Raw genomic sequence first — 16,228 nt, forward strand, 5'->3', positions numbered from 1 at the left:
GGAAGACAATCATGCAAGCACTCGTACTGGAACAGGCGCATTCAATCACCTTGCGCGACATCGACGTGCCGCTCGCCGTCGGCCCGCGCGACGTGAAAATCAGGATTCATACCGTGGGCATCTGCGGCAGCGACGTGCATTACTTCAAGCACGGCAGGATCGGCCCCTTCGCCGTCGAAGCGCCGATGGTGCTCGGCCACGAGGCCTCCGGCGTGGTGGCGGAAGTGGGCGTGGAAGTCACGCACCTGAAGGTGGGCGACCGGGTCTGCATGGAGCCGGGCGTGCCGCAGTTCGATTCGCCGGCCACCATGCGCGGCCTGTACAACCTCGATCCGGCCGTGCGCTTCTGGGCCACGCCGCCCATCCACGGCTGCCTCACGCCGTACGTCGTGCATCCGGCCGCGTTCACCTTCAAGCTGCCCGACAGCGTCAGCTTCGGCGAAGGCGCCATCGTCGAACCGCTGGCCATCGGCTTGCAGGCGGCGAAAAAGGCGGCCATCAAGCCGGGTGATGTGGCCGTGGTGATCGGCGCGGGCACCATCGGCGCCATGAACACCCTGGCCGCGCTGGCGGGCGGCTGCTCGCGCGTGATCCTGGCCGACCTGGTGCCGGAAAAGCTGGCCCTGTTCGCCGGCAATCCCGCCGTGACCACGGTCGACGTGCGCCAGGCCAGCCTGGCCGACACGGTGCGCGAGGCTACCGATGGCTGGGGCGCCGACATCGTCTTTGAGGCCAGCGGCAGCATGCGCGCCTACGACAACATCGTCGACCTGCTGTGCCCGAACGGCTGCCTGGTGCTGGTCGGCATGCCGCCGGATAAGGTGCCTTTGGATGTCGTCGCCATCCAGGCCAAGGAAGTGCGCATCGAGTCGGTGTTCCGCTACGCGAACATCTTCCCGCGCGCCATCGCCTTGCTGGCCTCCGGCAAGATCGACGTCAAGCCCTTCATTTCGCGCACCTTCGGCTTTGCCGACGGCGTGCAGGCGTTCGAGGAAGCGGCCAAGTGTCATCCGCGCGACGTCAAGATCCAGATCGAACTGGCAGGAGACTAACCATGGCAAATATCGCCTGCAGGCAGCTGCACAAGACGTATGACGAGAAGACGGCCGTGCTGCAGCCGTTCGACCTGGAAATCGATGACGGCGAATTCATCGTCCTGCTGGGGCCATCGGGCTGCGGCAAGTCGACCTTGCTGCGCATGATCGCGGGCCTGGAAGACATCAGCGGCGGCGAGCTGCTGATCGGCGGCGCCGTCGTCAACGATTTGCCGCCCCGCGCGCGCAACGTGGCGATGGTGTTCCAGAATTACGCGCTGTATCCGCACATGACGGTGTACGACAATATCGCTTTCGGCTTGCGTCGCCTGAAGGTGCCGAACGACGAGATCGAGCGCCGGGTGCGCGAGGTGGCGGCCATCCTCAGCCTGGACAGCCTGCTCGAGCGCAAGCCTCGCGCCATGTCGGGCGGCCAGCAGCAGCGCACGGCGATTGCGCGCGCCATGATCAAGACGCCGCAAGTGTTCCTGTTCGACGAGCCGCTGTCGAACCTCGATGCCAAGCTGCGCGCGCAGCTGCGTGCCGACATCAAGCGCTTGCACCGTCGCCTGCGCACCACCACGTTGTACGTCACGCACGACCAGCTGGAAGCGATGACCCTGGCCGACAGGGTGGTGTTGATGAAGGGCGGGCATATCGAGCAGATCGGCACGCCGGCGGACCTGTACAACCATCCGCGCACGCTGTTCGCGGCAGGCTTCATCGGCACGCCGGCCATGAACTTCATCGATGGCGTCGTCGAAAAGGAGGGCGGGCAAACGGTGCTCGTGTGCGCCGGCTACCGCTGGCCATTGATTTCGCCCCGCTTCGCCGCGCTGCCGGCGGGTTCGCGCGTGGTCTTCGGCCTGCGCCCGAATCACTTGCGCGCGGCACCAGCGCAGGCACAAACACAGGCACAAACGCAGGAACCGGCCGGCACGCATGGCCTGGCGTGCGTGGTCGACCTGGTCGAGCTGCTGGGCGCGGAAGCGCTGATCAGTTTTCAGTGCGGCGCCTTGACCTTGTCGGCCCTGCTGCCGGCGAATGCGGCCAACAGCGCGGCGCAGGTAGGGCAGAGCCTGGCGCTGGCCTTCGATGAAGAGCACATGCATCTGTTCGACGCCGACAGCGGGCTGGCCGTGGCGCTCAGTGGTCAGTAAGTGGTTAGAATAGCTGGCACCGAGACTGCGCAAGGGAACTGCCGTGACGCCTGACCTGGAACTGATCCACAAACCGATCCACGAATCGTTTCGCGCGTGGGCGCACGGTTTTCCGCACACCGTGGCGAAATGGCATTTTCATCCCGAGTATGAGCTGCACTTCATCATCACATCGAATGGCAAATTTTTTATCGGCGACCATATCGGCAGTTACGGGGCGGGCAACCTGATCCTGACAGGGCCGAACCTGCCGCATAACTGGGTCAGCGAACTGCCGGAAGGCGTGGTCCTGCCCGAGCGCGATCTGGTGCTGCAGTTTTCCAGCGACTTCATCGAACGTTGCGCGTTGCTGTTCCCGGAGATGGCGCCCTTGAAAGCCCTGCTGGCCGAGGCGGGCAGGGGCTTGCAGTTTCCCGATGCGCTGGGCCTGCGCCTGGTGCCGCTGATGAAGGAATTGACGACGGCGCAGGGCTTGCGCCGCGTCGAACTGTTTACGCGCCTGTTCGGCGAGCTGTGCGACTGCCGCGAGCGGCGTCCGCTGGCCAGCGTCACCTACCTGGCGCAGGCGGGGCGCTACATGTCGTCCACCATCAACCTGGTGCTGGCCTATATCAAGCAGAACATCACGCTCGATTTTTGCGAGCAGGACGTGGCCGACGTGGCGGAAATGAACACCTTGAAATTCACGCGTTTCTTCCGCAAGCATACGGGCACCTCGTTCATTCAATACGTGAACCAGGAGCGCATCGCGCTGGCCTGCGAGCTGCTGATGAACACGGACATGAAGGTTACCGATATCTGCTACCGCACGGGATTCAACAACCTTTCCAATTTCAACCGCCAGTTTTTGGCGCACAAGCAGATGTCACCGTCGAAATTCCGCTCCTGCCTGCTGATGAACATGCCCGAACCGTCCGGCGACGGCCATTCTTAACTTTCTTTTGGAATCAAATGACTTATCTCGGTATCGATATCGGCACTTCCGAAGTCAAGGCCATCCTCACCGATGACGCCCAGTCCATCCTTGCCAGCGCCGGCGTGCCCCTGCGCGTCTCCAGTCCCCATCCCGGCTGGTCGGAACAGAATCCCGAGGATTGGTGGCATGCCACCCTGGACGTCATCGCCGCCATCCGCACTGCGCAGCCGGTGGCGTTTTCCGGCCTGCGCGGCATCGCTCTGTCGGGCCAGATGCATGGCGCCACCCTGCTCGACAAGCAGCAGCACGTGCTGCGCGCGGCCATCCTGTGGAACGATACGCGCGCCTTTGCCGAATGCGTGGAACTGGAAGCATTGGTACCCGAGTCGCGCGCCATCACGGGCAACCAGGCCATGCCGGGTTTTACGGCGCCCAAGCTGCTGTGGCTGCAAAAGTACGAACCCTCGCTGTTCCGCGCCACGGCCAAGGTCTTGCTGCCGAAGGATTACGTGGCCCTGCGCCTGACGGGCGAGTATGTGTCCGACATGTCCGACGCTTCCGGCACCCTGTGGCTGGACGTGGCCAGGCGCGACTGGTCCGAGCGCATGCTGGCCGCTACTGGCTTGACGCGCGAGCATATGCCGCGCCTCGTCGAAGGCAGCGACGCTGCGGCACAGGTGCGCCCATCCCTGTGCCAGGAGTGGGGCATCGCGCATCCGGTGCTGCTGGCCGGCGGCGCGGGCGACAACGCGGCCGCCGCCGTGGGCCTGGGCGTGGTCGAGCCGGGGGCCGGCCTGCTGTCGCTGGGCACGTCCGGCGTGCTGTTCGCCGGCAGCGACGGTTTTGCGCCGAATCCGGGCCAGGGCGTGCATGCGTTCTGCCATTGCCTGCCCGAGCGCTGGCACCAGATGAGCGTGATCCTCAGCGCCGCCTCCAGCCTCAGTTGGGTGGCGCGGCTGACGCAGTCGGGCGACGTCGGCGAACTGGCAAGGCTGGCGGAAAACGTTGAGGCGCGCACGGCGCCCATCTTCCTGCCGTATTTGAGCGGCGAACGCACGCCACACAACGACGCCTCCGCGCGCGGCGTGTTTTTCGGCCTGTCGACGGAACACGGGCGCGCCGAGCTGGCCTACAGCGCGATGGAAGGCGTGGCCTTTGCCATGGCCGACGGCAACGCGGCCCTGCGCAGCGCCGGTACGCAGCTGAAGGAAGCGTCATTCGTGGGCGGCGGTTCGCGCAGCCGCTTCTGGGCGCAGCTATGCGCGAATGCGTCCGGCCTGGACGTGCTGCGCCACGACCATGGCGTGGCCGGCGGCACCATGGGCGCGGCGCGACTGGCGCAGATGGCGGTGACGGGCTTGCCGCCCGCGCAGGTGTGCACGCGCCCGCCCGTGCAGGAAGCGGTGGCGCCGCAAGCGTCCGCCGTGCTGGACGACCGCCTGGCGCGCTACCGGCGGCTGTATCCGCTGCTGCGCGCGGAGTTCGCGGGAGCGGCTGCGCACTGACGCTGGCAGGTATTTTTTCATTGACATACGCAACGTATGTCAATAACATGCTTTCACATACGCTACGTATGTGAAAGGACTGTCCATGCCCGTCTCCACCGTATCACCCCCGCGCCGCAGCCGCAGCAGCATGATCGAGGAAACCCGCGCCCGGCTGCTGGCGGCGGCGCGCCATGCGTTCGCCGAGCAGGGCTATGCGAATACCTCGATGGATGATTTCACGGCTGCCGCCGGCCTGACCCGCGGCGCGCTGTACCACCATTTCGGCAGCAAGGAAAAATTGCTGCTTGCCGTGATCGATCAGCTCGAGGGCGAAGTTGGCGAGCGCCTGCAAGCCATGGCGGACGCCACGCCCTCTTCGTGGCAGGCGTTTCGCCGCCGCTGCCAGGGCTACCTGGAACTGGCGCTGGTGCCCGAACTGCGCCGCATCATCCTGCAGGATGCGCGCGCCATGTTCGGCGACGTGCCGCAGGCGCACCAGAGCGTCGGCATCGCCGCGTTGCAGGCGGCGCTGCAGGGGCTGATCGATGAAGGCGTGGCGCTGCCTGCGCATACTGGCGTGACGGCCCGCATGCTGTATGGCGCCGTGACCGAAGCGGCCTTCTGGATCGCCGAAGCCGATGGCGACCCGCCCGCGCGGCTGGCCATGTCGCTGGCCGCCCTCGACAAGCTGCTCACTGGCTTGTTGGCCGACCCCGCATCCGCTTTCACTTCCCAGGAACCGCCCCATGCAATGGAAAAATAACGCCGACCGTTTTGGTGCGCTCGCCAAGTTCTTTCACTGGACCAGCGCCGGCGCCTTTGTCGGCGCGTATGTCGTTGTCTACTATGTGATCTGGTTTCTGGACGAGGAGGCGCCCGGTACGCTGGCGGTATTGAACGTGCACTGGATGCTGGGTTTGCTGGTGGGCGCGCTGGTGCTGCCGCGCCTGGCGTGGCGGCTGCTCGACGTGCAGCCGCAGGACCCGCCCGGCTCCGCGCTGGAGCACAGGCTGGCGCATGCCGCGCACTGGGGCTTGTATGGCCTGCTGATCGTGCTGCCCCTGACCGGCTACGTGGGCACGGGCCTGCATACCGACTTTGGCCTGTTTACCGTGCCCAGCTTTCGCGATACGGCGTTGTTCGAGTCGATGGCGACGACTTTCGGCATGACCTGGGAAAGCTTCGAGGCGCCGGTGGATATCGTGCACCACTTCCTGGGCAAATGGGTAGCCTGGGGCGTGGTGGGCCTGCATGTGCTGGCCGCCGTGTTCCATCACCGCGTGCGCAAGGACGATGTACTGACCCGCATGCTGCCTTGATGCGGGTACGGGCAAGCTTGCCCGGATGACCATGACGGTGACGGAAAATCATGACCATCCAGTCAACCTTGCGCTGTAATTTGTTGTTTCTATGTTGAAAGTGTTTCTCTAACGAAAGCGCTGCTTGGTTTTTCACGGGGCGCGCCCCATGATTTCCCTATTTGGTGAGAATTGGATAGTTTTGGTGGCGCCTTTGTTGCCATCCTGTTCTTGCCGCCGGGAGAAACACATGCAACTCGCGAATCTGAAAATCTCCGTCCGCCTGGGTCTGTTGGGCGCCTTCTTCTTTCTTGCGCTGGTGTTCGTTGGCGCGCGTGGCTGGAGCGCGCTCGATGCGGCCAGTGCGCGCAGCGCGGACGCCATGCAGCGTTCCGTGGCCCTGACGGAAGCGGTCGACGCGGCGCGCAGCGCGCAGGTGGAATTCAAGATCCAGGTGCAGGAATGGAAAAACATCCTGCTGCGCGGCGGCGATGCGGCCGCCTTCCAGCGCTACCGCGAAGCGTTTGTCGCCAGCGGTGCGCAGACGCGCAAGGAATTGAAAAGCCTGCAGGCGATGATGGGCGCATTAAAACTCGACACGGCACCCGTGGAGCAGGCGCTGCAGGCGCACGACGCGCTGGGCGTGAGCTACCTGGCGGCGCTGCAAAAGTATGACGGCGCGCGCGCCGACAGCGCGCAGGCCGTCGATGCGCTGGTCAAGGGCATGGACCGCGAACCGACGCGCCAGATCGACGCCATCGTCACGGCCATCGGCAAGCAGTCACACGCCCTGATGGCGCAGATGAAGGAGCAGGATGATGCCGCGCACCGCAGCGCCAGCATCGCCATGCTGGCCACCGTGCTGGTGACCCTGGTCGTGGGCTCCATCACGGTGTGGTGGCTGATCCGCAGCATCACGGTGCCGCTGGGCGCGGCCGTCGGCATCGCCCAGCAGGTGGCGGCCGGCGACTTGCGCGCCGTGGTGGCCGACGGCAGCCGCGATGAAATCGGCGACCTGCTGCGCGCCTTGAAAGCGATGAGCGGCAACCTGGCCGCCATCGTGGGACGCGTGCGCGCCGGCACGGACGCCATCGCCACGGCGTCCGCTGAAATCGCCAGCGGCAATATGGACCTGTCCTCGCGCACGGAGGAGCAAGCCAGCTCGCTGGAAGAAACGGCCGCCTCGATGATCGAGCTGACGTCCACCGTGCGGCAGAATAACGACAACGCGGACCAGGCGCGCCAGCTGGCCGGCGGCGCTTCCGACGTGGCGCAGCGCGGCGGCGAGGCCGTGGCGCAGGTGGTGCAGACCATGAGCCATATCAATGCCTCGTCGAAGCGCATCGTCGACATCATCGCCGTCATCGACGGCATCGCCTTTCAGACGAATATCCTGGCCCTGAATGCGGCCGTGGAAGCGGCGCGCGCGGGCGAGCAGGGACGCGGCTTCGCCGTCGTGGCGACGGAAGTGCGCAACCTGGCGCAACGCTCGGCCGCAGCGGCCATGGAAATCAAGCAGTTGATCGGCGAATCCGTGCGCACGGTGGAAGAGGGCAGCGTGCTGGCCGGCCAGGCGGGGCGCACGATGGATGACGTGGTGAGCAGCGTGCAGCGCGTCAACGCCATCATCGGCGAGATCGCCGTGGCCAGCGTGGAGCAGCGCGACGGCATCGAACAGATCAGCATCGCCATCAGCCAGATGGATGGCGTGACGCAGCAGAACGCGGCCCTGGTGGAGCAGGCCGCCGCCGCCGCGGACGCGCTGCAGCAGCAGGCGGCCAGCCTGGCCGACGCCGTCAGCATCTTCAAGCTGCATGCGGCGCCGGCGCTGGCGTCGACGCCGGAACTGAAGCCGGGCAGGCTGGCGCTGGCTTAAAACGTGTACTTCGCCGTCAGCACGGCGCTGCGCGGATCGCCGAATGCATTGCCGCTGTCGATGCTGCTGATGGCCTGGTAGTAGCTGCGGTCGAAGACGTTGGTCACGCTCAGGCGCACGTCGAGCTGGCGGCTCACTTGCCAGCCCGCGTTCAGGTCGGCCACCGCGTAGCCGCCCTGGCGGATGGCGCTGTTGGTCTTGTAGATCTGGTTCTGCGCCCGTAGCGCGCCGCCGACGCGCCATGCATCGGACAGGCGATAGCTGGTGGACAGGCGCAGCAGGCGGCTGGGGCGCTCGGCCGCATAGCGCGCGCCGACGGCATTGCTGCCTTGCGCCTTGGCATATTCGGCCGTGTTGTAGGTAAAGCCCGCGCTCACCTGCCAGCGCGGCGTCAACGCGCCGGACACGCTCAGTTCAAACCCGTCGCTGCGCACTTCACCGGCCGCCTCGGAGCAAGACAGCAGGCCGGGACCGCACTGCGTCAGCGGCAGCGCGGTCGCCAGGTTCTTTTGCACGATGCGGAACACGGCCGCCGAGGCGTTCAACGCGCCGCCGAAGTATTCGCCCTTCACGCCCGCTTCCATGTTGATGCCCGTGACGGGATCGAGCAGCACGCCATTCCTGTCGACGGCGCTTTGCGGATTGAAGATGCTGGTCCAGCTGCCGTACAGCGAATGGTGGGCGTCGACGTCGTACACCAAGCCGGCATATGGCGTGACTTCCCGGCTCACCTTGTAGCCGGAGCGCGCGCCCGACAACGTGTTGATGGCGCGATAGTCGTACCAGTCGACACGGCCGCCCACCAGCAGGGCCAGCGGATCGGCCAGGCTGAAGCGGGCCGTCGTGTAGACGCCCGTCTGTTTCGTCTTGCTGTCCTGGCCATAATAGAACGTGCCGATCGCGGGTTTCACGGGCGCTCCCGTATCCCAGCGCACGGGGTTGAAGGTGTAGCTGTAGTCGGGGACCGACTTGTAGCCCTTGTCCTCGGTATCGCGCGTGCGGTAGTTGGCGCCGAAGACGATTTCATGGCGGCGGCCCAGCAGGCTGAAAGGGCCGGCTGCCTGCGCATCGACAATGCGCTGCTGGCGGTCGTAGACAAAGGCGTTGGCCGCGCTGAGGCGGAACAGATTCGTCTTCGGCACGCGGGCGATGCCCGTGACGACGGAGTCGAGTTCGTCCTGCAGCGCCTGCGCCGCCAGTTTGACCTTCCAGCCGTCGCCCAGCCGGTGTTCGAGTTCGGCGAACAGGCGCGTGTTTTTCTTGTTCCAGAAGGTCCAGTCGGGCGCGTTGCTGGCCGAGCGGTCGAGCGGCAGGAAACTGCCGTCGAGCGCCGTTGGCAAGCCGTACCACGTGGAGCCGGGATTGCGCTCGTCGTTGACGTGAAAGCCCACGCTCAGGGTCGTGTCGCGCGACAGGTCGGCATCGGCGGTGGCGTAGAGCAGGGCGCGCTTGTGGCGGTAGTTCGAGATGAACGTGTCGGTATCCTGGTAGGCGGCCACGGCGCGCCCGCGCAGGCTGCCCGCCTGGTTCAGTGCGCCGCGCGCATCGACTTCGCCGCGGTAGTCGTTGTAGCGGCCGATGCTGCCCGTGAGCGACACCTCGTTCTGCGCCGTGGGGCGCTTGCGCACGAAATTCATCGTGCCCGACGGGTTGCCCACGCCATTGAGCATGCCGGCCGCGCCGCGCAGGATTTCGACCCGGTCGTACATGGCCAGGGTAGCGAAACCCAGGGTGTCGCCGTCGGCCGACATGGTCAGGCCGTCTTCCGTGAAATTGCTGATCGAGAAACCGCGCGAATAAAAGCTGGCCCGCTCGGTGGCGCCCTTGTTCAGGCTCAGACCCGGCGTGATATTGGCGATGTCCTCGACCGAGCGGATATTCATGTCGTCCATTTGCTGGCGTGTGACGACGCTGACCGATTGCGGTGTCTCGCGCACGGACAGGTTCAGGCGCGTGGCCGCGTTCATGCTGCCGCTGGTGTAGGAGCCGTTGCCTTCTGTGGTGGCCGAGGCGGCCTGCGCGTTGACACGCACCTCGGGCAGATTCTGTTCCTGCTGCTGCGTCTGGCCATGGGCTGGTGCACCCAAGGTGCCGAGAATGGCCGCGGCCATGAGGGTCGGCGCCAACGCGGCGGCCTTTCGCTGTGCGCTGTGTATTGTCATTGATTACTCCCGGTGTCGCGATGATGTGGTGGATGAAGCAGGCGGATGCCTGTTTCAAAATATGCGTCGCTGGGGGAGTGTTGCGCCTGGCTTGCCTGGCCATGCCGCTGCGGTCCTGGCGTGGGCGCAGGGACTCAGATGAATGGAGTTGACTCCCAAGAATGAGAATCATTCTCATTTTAGTGTTGCGCAGCAATTGTTGCAATAATTGGTGAGATTGTCTGTGGGAGGATTGCAACAGTGATCACGCCCCGCCGTGATTGACACCAGTCAAGCGGCGCCCGATCAGGCAAATATCGCGCCGGAATTCTTATATTATTTCCTTTCCGCATGGTTCTGCGCCTGGCCGCATGGCGCGCGTTGCAAAGGAAAAGCATGTCTTCCACCTCTTGCCTGCCGGGTGACGCATGACGACGCTGCTGCTGGCGCTGTGCCTGACCCTGGCCGTGATGCTGAGCGTGCTGCTGGCCTGCCAGTGGCAGGCGGCGCGCACGTGGCGCCTGCGCCATGCGACAGGCGTGGTGCTGCAGGCGGCGCAGGCGCAGCGCATGGCAGATGCGCTGGCGCTGCTGCACGCCTTGCCGGCGGCCGTCGTCGGCACCGACCACGCTGGCGTGGTGCGCTACCTGAATCCCCGCGCCAGCGCCATGGGCGGGCTGCTGGGCAACGATGGCCTGGGCCAGCCCGTGACGCAGCTGCTGCCGCTGTTCCATGACGGCACGCCCATCGATGCGGCGCGCCAGGTGCGCGACTGCGTGGCGCAGCAGGAAGTGCTGGAAGTGGCACGCGGCGCCGTTCTGCTGCGCCATCTCGACGGCAAGCGCATCGACGTGCAGTACAGCTGCGCACCGCTGGCGCAGGGCGGTGCGGTGCTGCTGCTGCACGATGTGTCGGCGCGCCGGCGCGCCGAGCAGCAGCTGGAATTCATCGCCCACCACGACGGCTTGACGGGCTTGCCGAACCGGCTGCATTTCCAGATCCGCTTCGAGCACGGCATCGCCTACGCGCGCCGCCACCAGGCGTTGCTGGCGGTGCTGTTCGTCGATATCGACCGCTTCAAATCCATCAACGACAGCCTGGGGCACGACGTGGGCGACCAGGTGCTGACGGAGTTCGCGCGCCGGGTGCAGCAGTGCGTGCGCAAGGTCGACACGGTGGCGCGCCAGGGCGGCGACGAATTCATCATCCTGCTGACGGAATTGCGCACGGCGCACGATGCCGAGCGGGTGGCCGAGAAAATCGTCGGCGCCATCGCCGCCCCCTTCGTCATCGGCGAATACAGCCTGTCGGTGGCGGCCAGCGTGGGCGTGGCCCTGTACCCGGACGATGACGACGACGTCAATGCGCTGATCGAAAAGGCCGACCTGGCCATGTATGCGGCCAAGCGCCACGCGCCCGGCACCTGCCTGCGCTACGCGCCGCGCATGCAGACGCAATCGTATTCGCGCACCATCCTCGAGACGGCCTTGCGCCACGCGCTCGAACGCAATGAATTCGCCCTGTTCTACCAGCCGCGCATGGACTTGAAGACGCGCACGATCACGGGCGTGAAGGCGCTGCTGCGCTGGAAGCACCCGGAGCTGGGCTTGATGATGCCGCTCGACTTTTTACCGGTGCTGGAGGAAATCGCCCTGATCCTGCCGGTGGGAGCGTGGGTGATGGCCACGGCGGTGGAACAGGCGCGCAGGTGGATCGCGCAGGGGCAGATGCTGACGGTGTCCGTCAGCCTGTCGGCGCGCCAGTTCTACCAGCGCGACATCGCGCGCAATTTCGCCGCCGCGCTGGAAGCGGCCGGCGTGCCGGGGCATTGCATCGAGCTGGAAATCGCCGCCGGCATCCTGATCGACCGCAACCAGAATTGCGAACTGATATTGCGCCAGTTCCGCCAGCTGGGCATGGCGATCGCCATCAGCGATTTCGGCACGGGCGACGCTTCGCTCAATTACCTGAAGCGCTTTCCCACGGATGCCGTGAAGATCGAAAAATGCTTCGTCGACGACGTGGGCAAGCCGGGCGGCGACGGCGCCATGGTGCGTGCCATCGTGGCGATGGCGCGCACGCTGGGATTGCGCACCATCGCCGGCGGGGTGGAAAGCGGCGAGCAGCTGGAACTGCTGGCCGAGATGGGCTGCGACGAGGCGTTTGGCTATTTCCTGGGCCGCGCCATGGCGCCCGAGGGCATCGAGGTGCTGCTCAAAAGCAGCGAAGCCATTCAGAACTGATAGCGCAGCGACAGCATGGCGTTGCGCGGATCGCCATAGTAGCCGCCCATGCCCGTCGAGTAGTACTTCTTGTCGAAGACGTTGTTCACGTTCAGGGTCGCCATCAGCTGCGGCGTGACCTGGTACTGCGCCATCAGTCCCGCCACGGCATACGCCTTCTGCGTGAAGCGTTCGCCGTTCGGCCCGCGGTCGTCCATGTAGATATCGCTCTGCCAGTTCACGCCGCCGCCCAGCACCAGGCCAGGCACGCCCTGCGCCAGGCGCCACGTGGTCCACAGCTTGGCCATGTTCTGCGGCTGGTTGGTCTGGATGCGCTCGCCGGCGGCGTTGCGGATGCGGCTATACGCATAGCTGGCCGTCAGCTGCCAGTCGGGGCGCAGCTGGCCCGATACTTCCACCTCGACGCCGCGCGTGGTGGCGCCCTTCACCGTGTGATAGGCGTAGGAGCCGCCGCCCGTGCCGATGATCCAGATGTTGCCCGGATCGGCTTCGGCCAGGTTTTCCTGCTTCAGCTGGAACAGGGCCGCGCTGGTGGTGAGCTTGCCGCCGAAGAATTCGCCCTTGGCGCCCACTTCGTAGTTCTTGCCTTCCAGCGGCGCCAGGAAGCGGCTGTTGACGTCGCGCTGGCTTTGCGGCGTGAAGATGCTGGTGTAGCTGGCGTAGGCCGACCAGTGCTGGCCCAGGTCGTAGACCAGGCCCGCATACGGCGTGATCTTGCTGTTTTCGCGCATGGCGTCGTACAGGTCCGTGTCGTTGAAATAATCGCTGCGGATGTCGCGCTTCCAGTACGACAGCCGCGCCCCGACAATCACCGACAGCGCGTCCGTCGGGCGCAGGCGCAGGGTCGAATACACGCCGCTTTCCCGCTCCCTGTCGTACGAGGAGCCCAGGCGCGTGTCGCTGTAGTCGGGCACCGGCATGGCGCCATGCCAGGCGTGGATATCCGGCACCGTGTAGTCGTAGCCGTCGAGGCGCCAGTTCGGGTAGATGGGGCCATTCGTCTTGAGTTCCGAGGCGCTCACGCCCAGCACCAGTTCATGCTTGCGGCCGAAGGCCTGGAACGGGCCGCTCACGTACGCGTCGAGCGAGGTCTGTTGTGGCTTGCTGTGCCAGTTGGCCAGCCACAGCTTCATGCCGCCGCCCGTCACGCGGTCCGGGTAGCCGTTGCCGGAAAAACCCTGCAGGGCGTCGTACTGGTTGCTGCTGCGGCTGACGGCCACCTTGGCGATCCAGTCGTTGTCGAAATAGTGGTCGAGCGTGGCGAACAGCATGTTCTGTTCGCGGTCATACGTGCTCCACGCAGCCGTGCCGTTCATCGAGCGGGGAAAATGGGTTTGCGAGCCGTCGGCGTAGAACACGGGGAATTCGCGCCCCGCGCCCTTGAGCTTTTCCTTTTGGTAGTTGATGCCGGCGCTGAGCACCGTCGAAGGCGACAGGTCCGCTTCGACGATGGCGTACAGTACGTCCTTTTTCTGCTGGTAGCGGTCGATGAACGAGCGCTGGTCTTCATGCGCGGCGACGAGGCGCGCGCGCACCTTGCCGTCCGCCGTCAAGGGCGTCGAGACATCGCCCTCGACGCGGTAACGGTCCCATGATCCCAGCTGCGCGCCGGCCGTGGCGGCAAACGTGCGGCCCGGGCGCTTGCGCACCAGGTTGATGGCGGCCGACGGGCTGCCCGTGCCGCTGATCAGGCCTGTCGCGCCGCGGATGACCTCGACGCGGTCGTAGATGGCCATGTCGTAGGTACGCGCTTCCAGGCTCTTGCTGGTCGGGATACCGTCGAACATGTACGACGTGACTTCGAAGCCGCGGGAAAACACCTGGTCGTATTCGCGCGTGCTCGACGAATGGTCCACCGTGATGCCGGGCGCCTGCAGCAGCACGTCCTGCAGGGTCTTCAAGCCCTGGTCCTCGATCTGCTGGCGCGTGATGACGCTGACGGCTTGCGGCGTTTCGCGCAGCGACAGGTTCAGGCGCGTGGCGCTGGTCAGGCCCGCGTAGCCGCGCTTGCCTTCCGTGGTGCCGTCGCGCAGGGCGCTGGAGCTGACAGCCACTTCGCCCAGCGTGGCGGCGATCGGCGCGGTGGGCGAGGCAGCGCCCGACTTGCGCAGCACGTAGCTGCGCTCCCCGCTGGGCAGTGCTTCGAGGCCCGTGCCGGCCAGCAGGCGGGCCAGCGCCTGCGGCACCGTGTAGCTGCCGCTCAGGCCCGGCGTGCGCACGCCTTGCAGCAGTTCGGCAGCCGCGCCCACGCTCACCTTCGCCTCGATGGCAAAGCTGGCGATGGCGGCGGACAGCTCGCCGCCCGGCACGTTGAAGGCCGTTTGCGCGGCAACTGGCGCGGCGGCGGCATCGGCTGCCATGGCCGGCGCCTGCGCCAGCGACAGCAGGAGCACGGCGCTGCCGATGGCGCGCGCGAGGGGAGTCAGACGAGGAGGGTGCATGGTCTTGCCTTTCCGGTGAGTGTCGTTGTAATACTCACAGGACAGGCAGCGGTGAAAAAAGGGGCCAATTTTGTAAGTTATTTTTTGCGGGCCGCGATGGTGACCCAGTACGGGCTGCGGTACAGCACGTCGACGGGCAGCATGCGCGCCAGGCTGTCCAGCACGGCGTCCGTGTCGTCGAGCTGGAAGGCTCCCGACAGGCGCAAGCCCGCCACCTGCGGTTCCACGCGCAGCAGGCCGGGGCGGTAGCGCGACAGTTCGAAGGCGAAGGCGTCGAGGCGCATGTCCTGCGCCGCCAGCATGCCGCGCGCCCACGCGTCGGCTTGCGGCGGCGCCGACGTGGGCAGGCTGGCGTGGCTGGCGTCGAAGCGGCCTTGCTGGTGCGCCATGAGCGTGCGGACGGTGGCCGAGGGCGCGCGCGGCGTGATTTCCACCGCGTGTTCGAGCACCGTCACGCGGCTGCCGTCGTCGTCGACGCGCACGGTGAAGCGCGTGCCCAGCGCGCGGATGCGCCCATGGCAGGTGGCGACGATGAAAGGGCGGCTGCCCGCGTGGTCGGGGCGCGTCTGCACCAGCACTTCGCCGCGGCGCAGGGTCAGACGGCGTTCGTCGGGGCCATACGCCACATCGACGGCGCTGTCCGTGTTGAGCACCAGGGTGCCGCCATCGGGCAAGGATATGTCGCGCCGCTCGCCCACGCCGCTGCGATAATCGGCCAGTATCTCGTGGCGCGCCAGCAGCCAGGCGGCGGGCGCCGCCATCAGCGCCAGCAGCAGCTGCACGGCCACGCGGCGCTGCGGACGGCGCAGCACAGGCACGGCCAGCTCCGGCGGCAGCAGACCGGCGGTCTGGCTCACTTGCTGCACCCTGTTCCAGGCGCGCGCGTGTTCCGGGTCGAGCGCGCGCCACTGCGCACTGGCGGCCAGGTCGTCCGGCGTGGCCTGGCCCGACTGCTCCAGCAAATACCATTCGACGGCCTGGCGCGCCACCTTGCGCGACAGCAGAGGAGACGGTGGAGCGGCCGCGCTCATGGCAGCAGATCCGGCGCCAGCAGCACGCATTCGGTCAGCGCCTCGGCCATGTAGCGCTTCACGGAGCGCTCGCCGATGCCCAGTTGCGCGGCGATGTCCGCATAGGCATGGCCTTCGATCTGCGCCAGGATGAAGACGGTGCGCACCTTCGGTTTCAGGCCGTCGAGCATGGCATCGACCGCTTGCAGCGCCTGCAGAATTTGCGCGCGCTGCTCGGTCGATGGCAGATGCTGTTCGGGCAGGGCAGCGAGCGCTGCCAGCCACGCGCGTTCCAGCGATTGGCGCCGCAAGTGGTTGATCAGCAGGTGCTTGGCGACGGTGGCCAGGTAGGCTTTCGGCGCGCGCAGGGCCGGTGTCTGCGGCTGTGCCGGGGCGCCGGCCAGCAGGCGCGCGAAGGTATCCTGCATCAGGTCGGCGGCATCAAAAGCATTGCCCAGGCGCCGCTGCAGCCAGTGTGCCAGCCAGCCGTGGTGCGCGCGGTAATGGTTTTCCAGCTGCGTGGGCAGCAGGGGAGAGGGCGCGAACGGACTGCCTGGCATGGTGGGGAAAACCTTAATGCAAATAAGAATTATTCTCATTTTAGCGCGGCGGGCGTGGCGGC

The 16,228-nt window shown here is 66.2% G+C and carries 11 protein-coding genes and 1 pseudogene; 8 read left to right on the forward strand and 4 right to left on the reverse strand.

Translation table 11 applies throughout. From position 1 onward, the window contains the following. The first annotated feature begins 11 nt into the window (after positions 1–11). From O3301_RS06640 to O3301_RS06670, 7 genes and pseudogenes are all read left to right on the forward strand, one after another. On the forward strand, positions 12–1,052 hold the full coding sequence (locus tag O3301_RS06640) for an NAD(P)-dependent alcohol dehydrogenase (protein WP_305053003.1): 1,041 nt from the start codon (positions 12–14) through the stop codon (positions 1,050–1,052). A 2-nt stretch (positions 1,053–1,054) separates the two neighbouring features. Continuing rightward, positions 1,055–2,182 (forward strand): annotated as a pseudogene (locus O3301_RS06645) (ABC transporter ATP-binding protein); the annotation flags it as partial. Between the two features lie 55 nt (positions 2,183–2,237). Beyond that, positions 2,238–3,128, forward strand: coding sequence for an AraC family transcriptional regulator (locus tag O3301_RS06650; protein ID WP_034786532.1), 891 nt, complete (start codon positions 2,238–2,240; stop codon positions 3,126–3,128). Positions 3,129–3,145: 17 nt separating this feature from the next. Next, entirely contained in the window at positions 3,146–4,615 is a 1,470-nt protein-coding gene (gene xylB / locus O3301_RS06655; protein WP_305055953.1) for a xylulokinase, read from the forward strand. Positions 4,616–4,700: 85 nt separating this feature from the next. After that, on the forward strand, positions 4,701–5,360 hold the full coding sequence (locus O3301_RS06660; RefSeq protein WP_305055954.1) for a TetR/AcrR family transcriptional regulator: 660 nt from the start codon (positions 4,701–4,703) through the stop codon (positions 5,358–5,360). Further along, complete coding sequence (locus O3301_RS06665) at positions 5,344–5,916, forward strand: cytochrome b (protein ID WP_305055955.1); 573 nt, start codon at positions 5,344–5,346, stop codon at positions 5,914–5,916. The genes O3301_RS06660 and O3301_RS06665 overlap by 17 nt, the downstream gene beginning before the upstream one ends. A 229-nt stretch (positions 5,917–6,145) precedes the next feature. After that, complete coding sequence (locus O3301_RS06670; RefSeq protein WP_251350624.1) at positions 6,146–7,771, forward strand: methyl-accepting chemotaxis protein; 1,626 nt, start codon at positions 6,146–6,148, stop codon at positions 7,769–7,771. Here the strand turns inward: O3301_RS06670 and O3301_RS06675 are convergent. Continuing rightward, complete coding sequence (locus tag O3301_RS06675) at positions 7,768–9,933, reverse strand: TonB-dependent siderophore receptor (RefSeq protein WP_305055956.1); 2,166 nt, start codon at positions 9,931–9,933, stop codon at positions 7,768–7,770. The two genes, O3301_RS06670 and O3301_RS06675, sit on opposite strands and share 4 nt — an antisense overlap. A 407-nt stretch (positions 9,934–10,340) precedes the next feature. Between O3301_RS06675 and O3301_RS06680 the strand changes: the two genes are divergently transcribed. Then, positions 10,341–12,155, forward strand: a complete 1,815-nt coding sequence (locus tag O3301_RS06680; protein WP_289903795.1) for a bifunctional diguanylate cyclase/phosphodiesterase — start codon at positions 10,341–10,343, stop codon at positions 12,153–12,155. Here the strand turns inward: O3301_RS06680 and O3301_RS06685 are convergent. The 3 genes from O3301_RS06685 to O3301_RS06695 all read right to left on the reverse strand — a co-directional run bounded on the left by O3301_RS06685 (position 12,146) and on the right by O3301_RS06695 (position 16,166). Then, positions 12,146–14,596, reverse strand: coding sequence for a TonB-dependent receptor (locus O3301_RS06685; protein WP_305055957.1), 2,451 nt, complete (start codon positions 14,594–14,596; stop codon positions 12,146–12,148). The two genes, O3301_RS06680 and O3301_RS06685, sit on opposite strands and share 10 nt — an antisense overlap. A gap of 77 nt (positions 14,597–14,673) precedes the next feature. Further along, positions 14,674–15,627, reverse strand: coding sequence for a FecR domain-containing protein (locus O3301_RS06690; RefSeq protein WP_305055958.1), 954 nt, complete (start codon positions 15,625–15,627; stop codon positions 14,674–14,676). Continuing rightward, positions 15,624–16,166, reverse strand: a complete 543-nt coding sequence (locus tag O3301_RS06695; protein WP_305055959.1) for a sigma-70 family RNA polymerase sigma factor — start codon at positions 16,164–16,166, stop codon at positions 15,624–15,626. The genes O3301_RS06690 and O3301_RS06695 overlap by 4 nt, the downstream gene beginning before the upstream one ends. Between the last annotated feature and the right edge of the window lie 62 nt (positions 16,167–16,228).

The organism is Janthinobacterium sp. SUN211 (genome assembly GCF_030587315.1).
Lineage (GTDB): Bacteria > Pseudomonadota > Gammaproteobacteria > Burkholderiales > Burkholderiaceae_D > Janthinobacterium > Janthinobacterium kumbetense.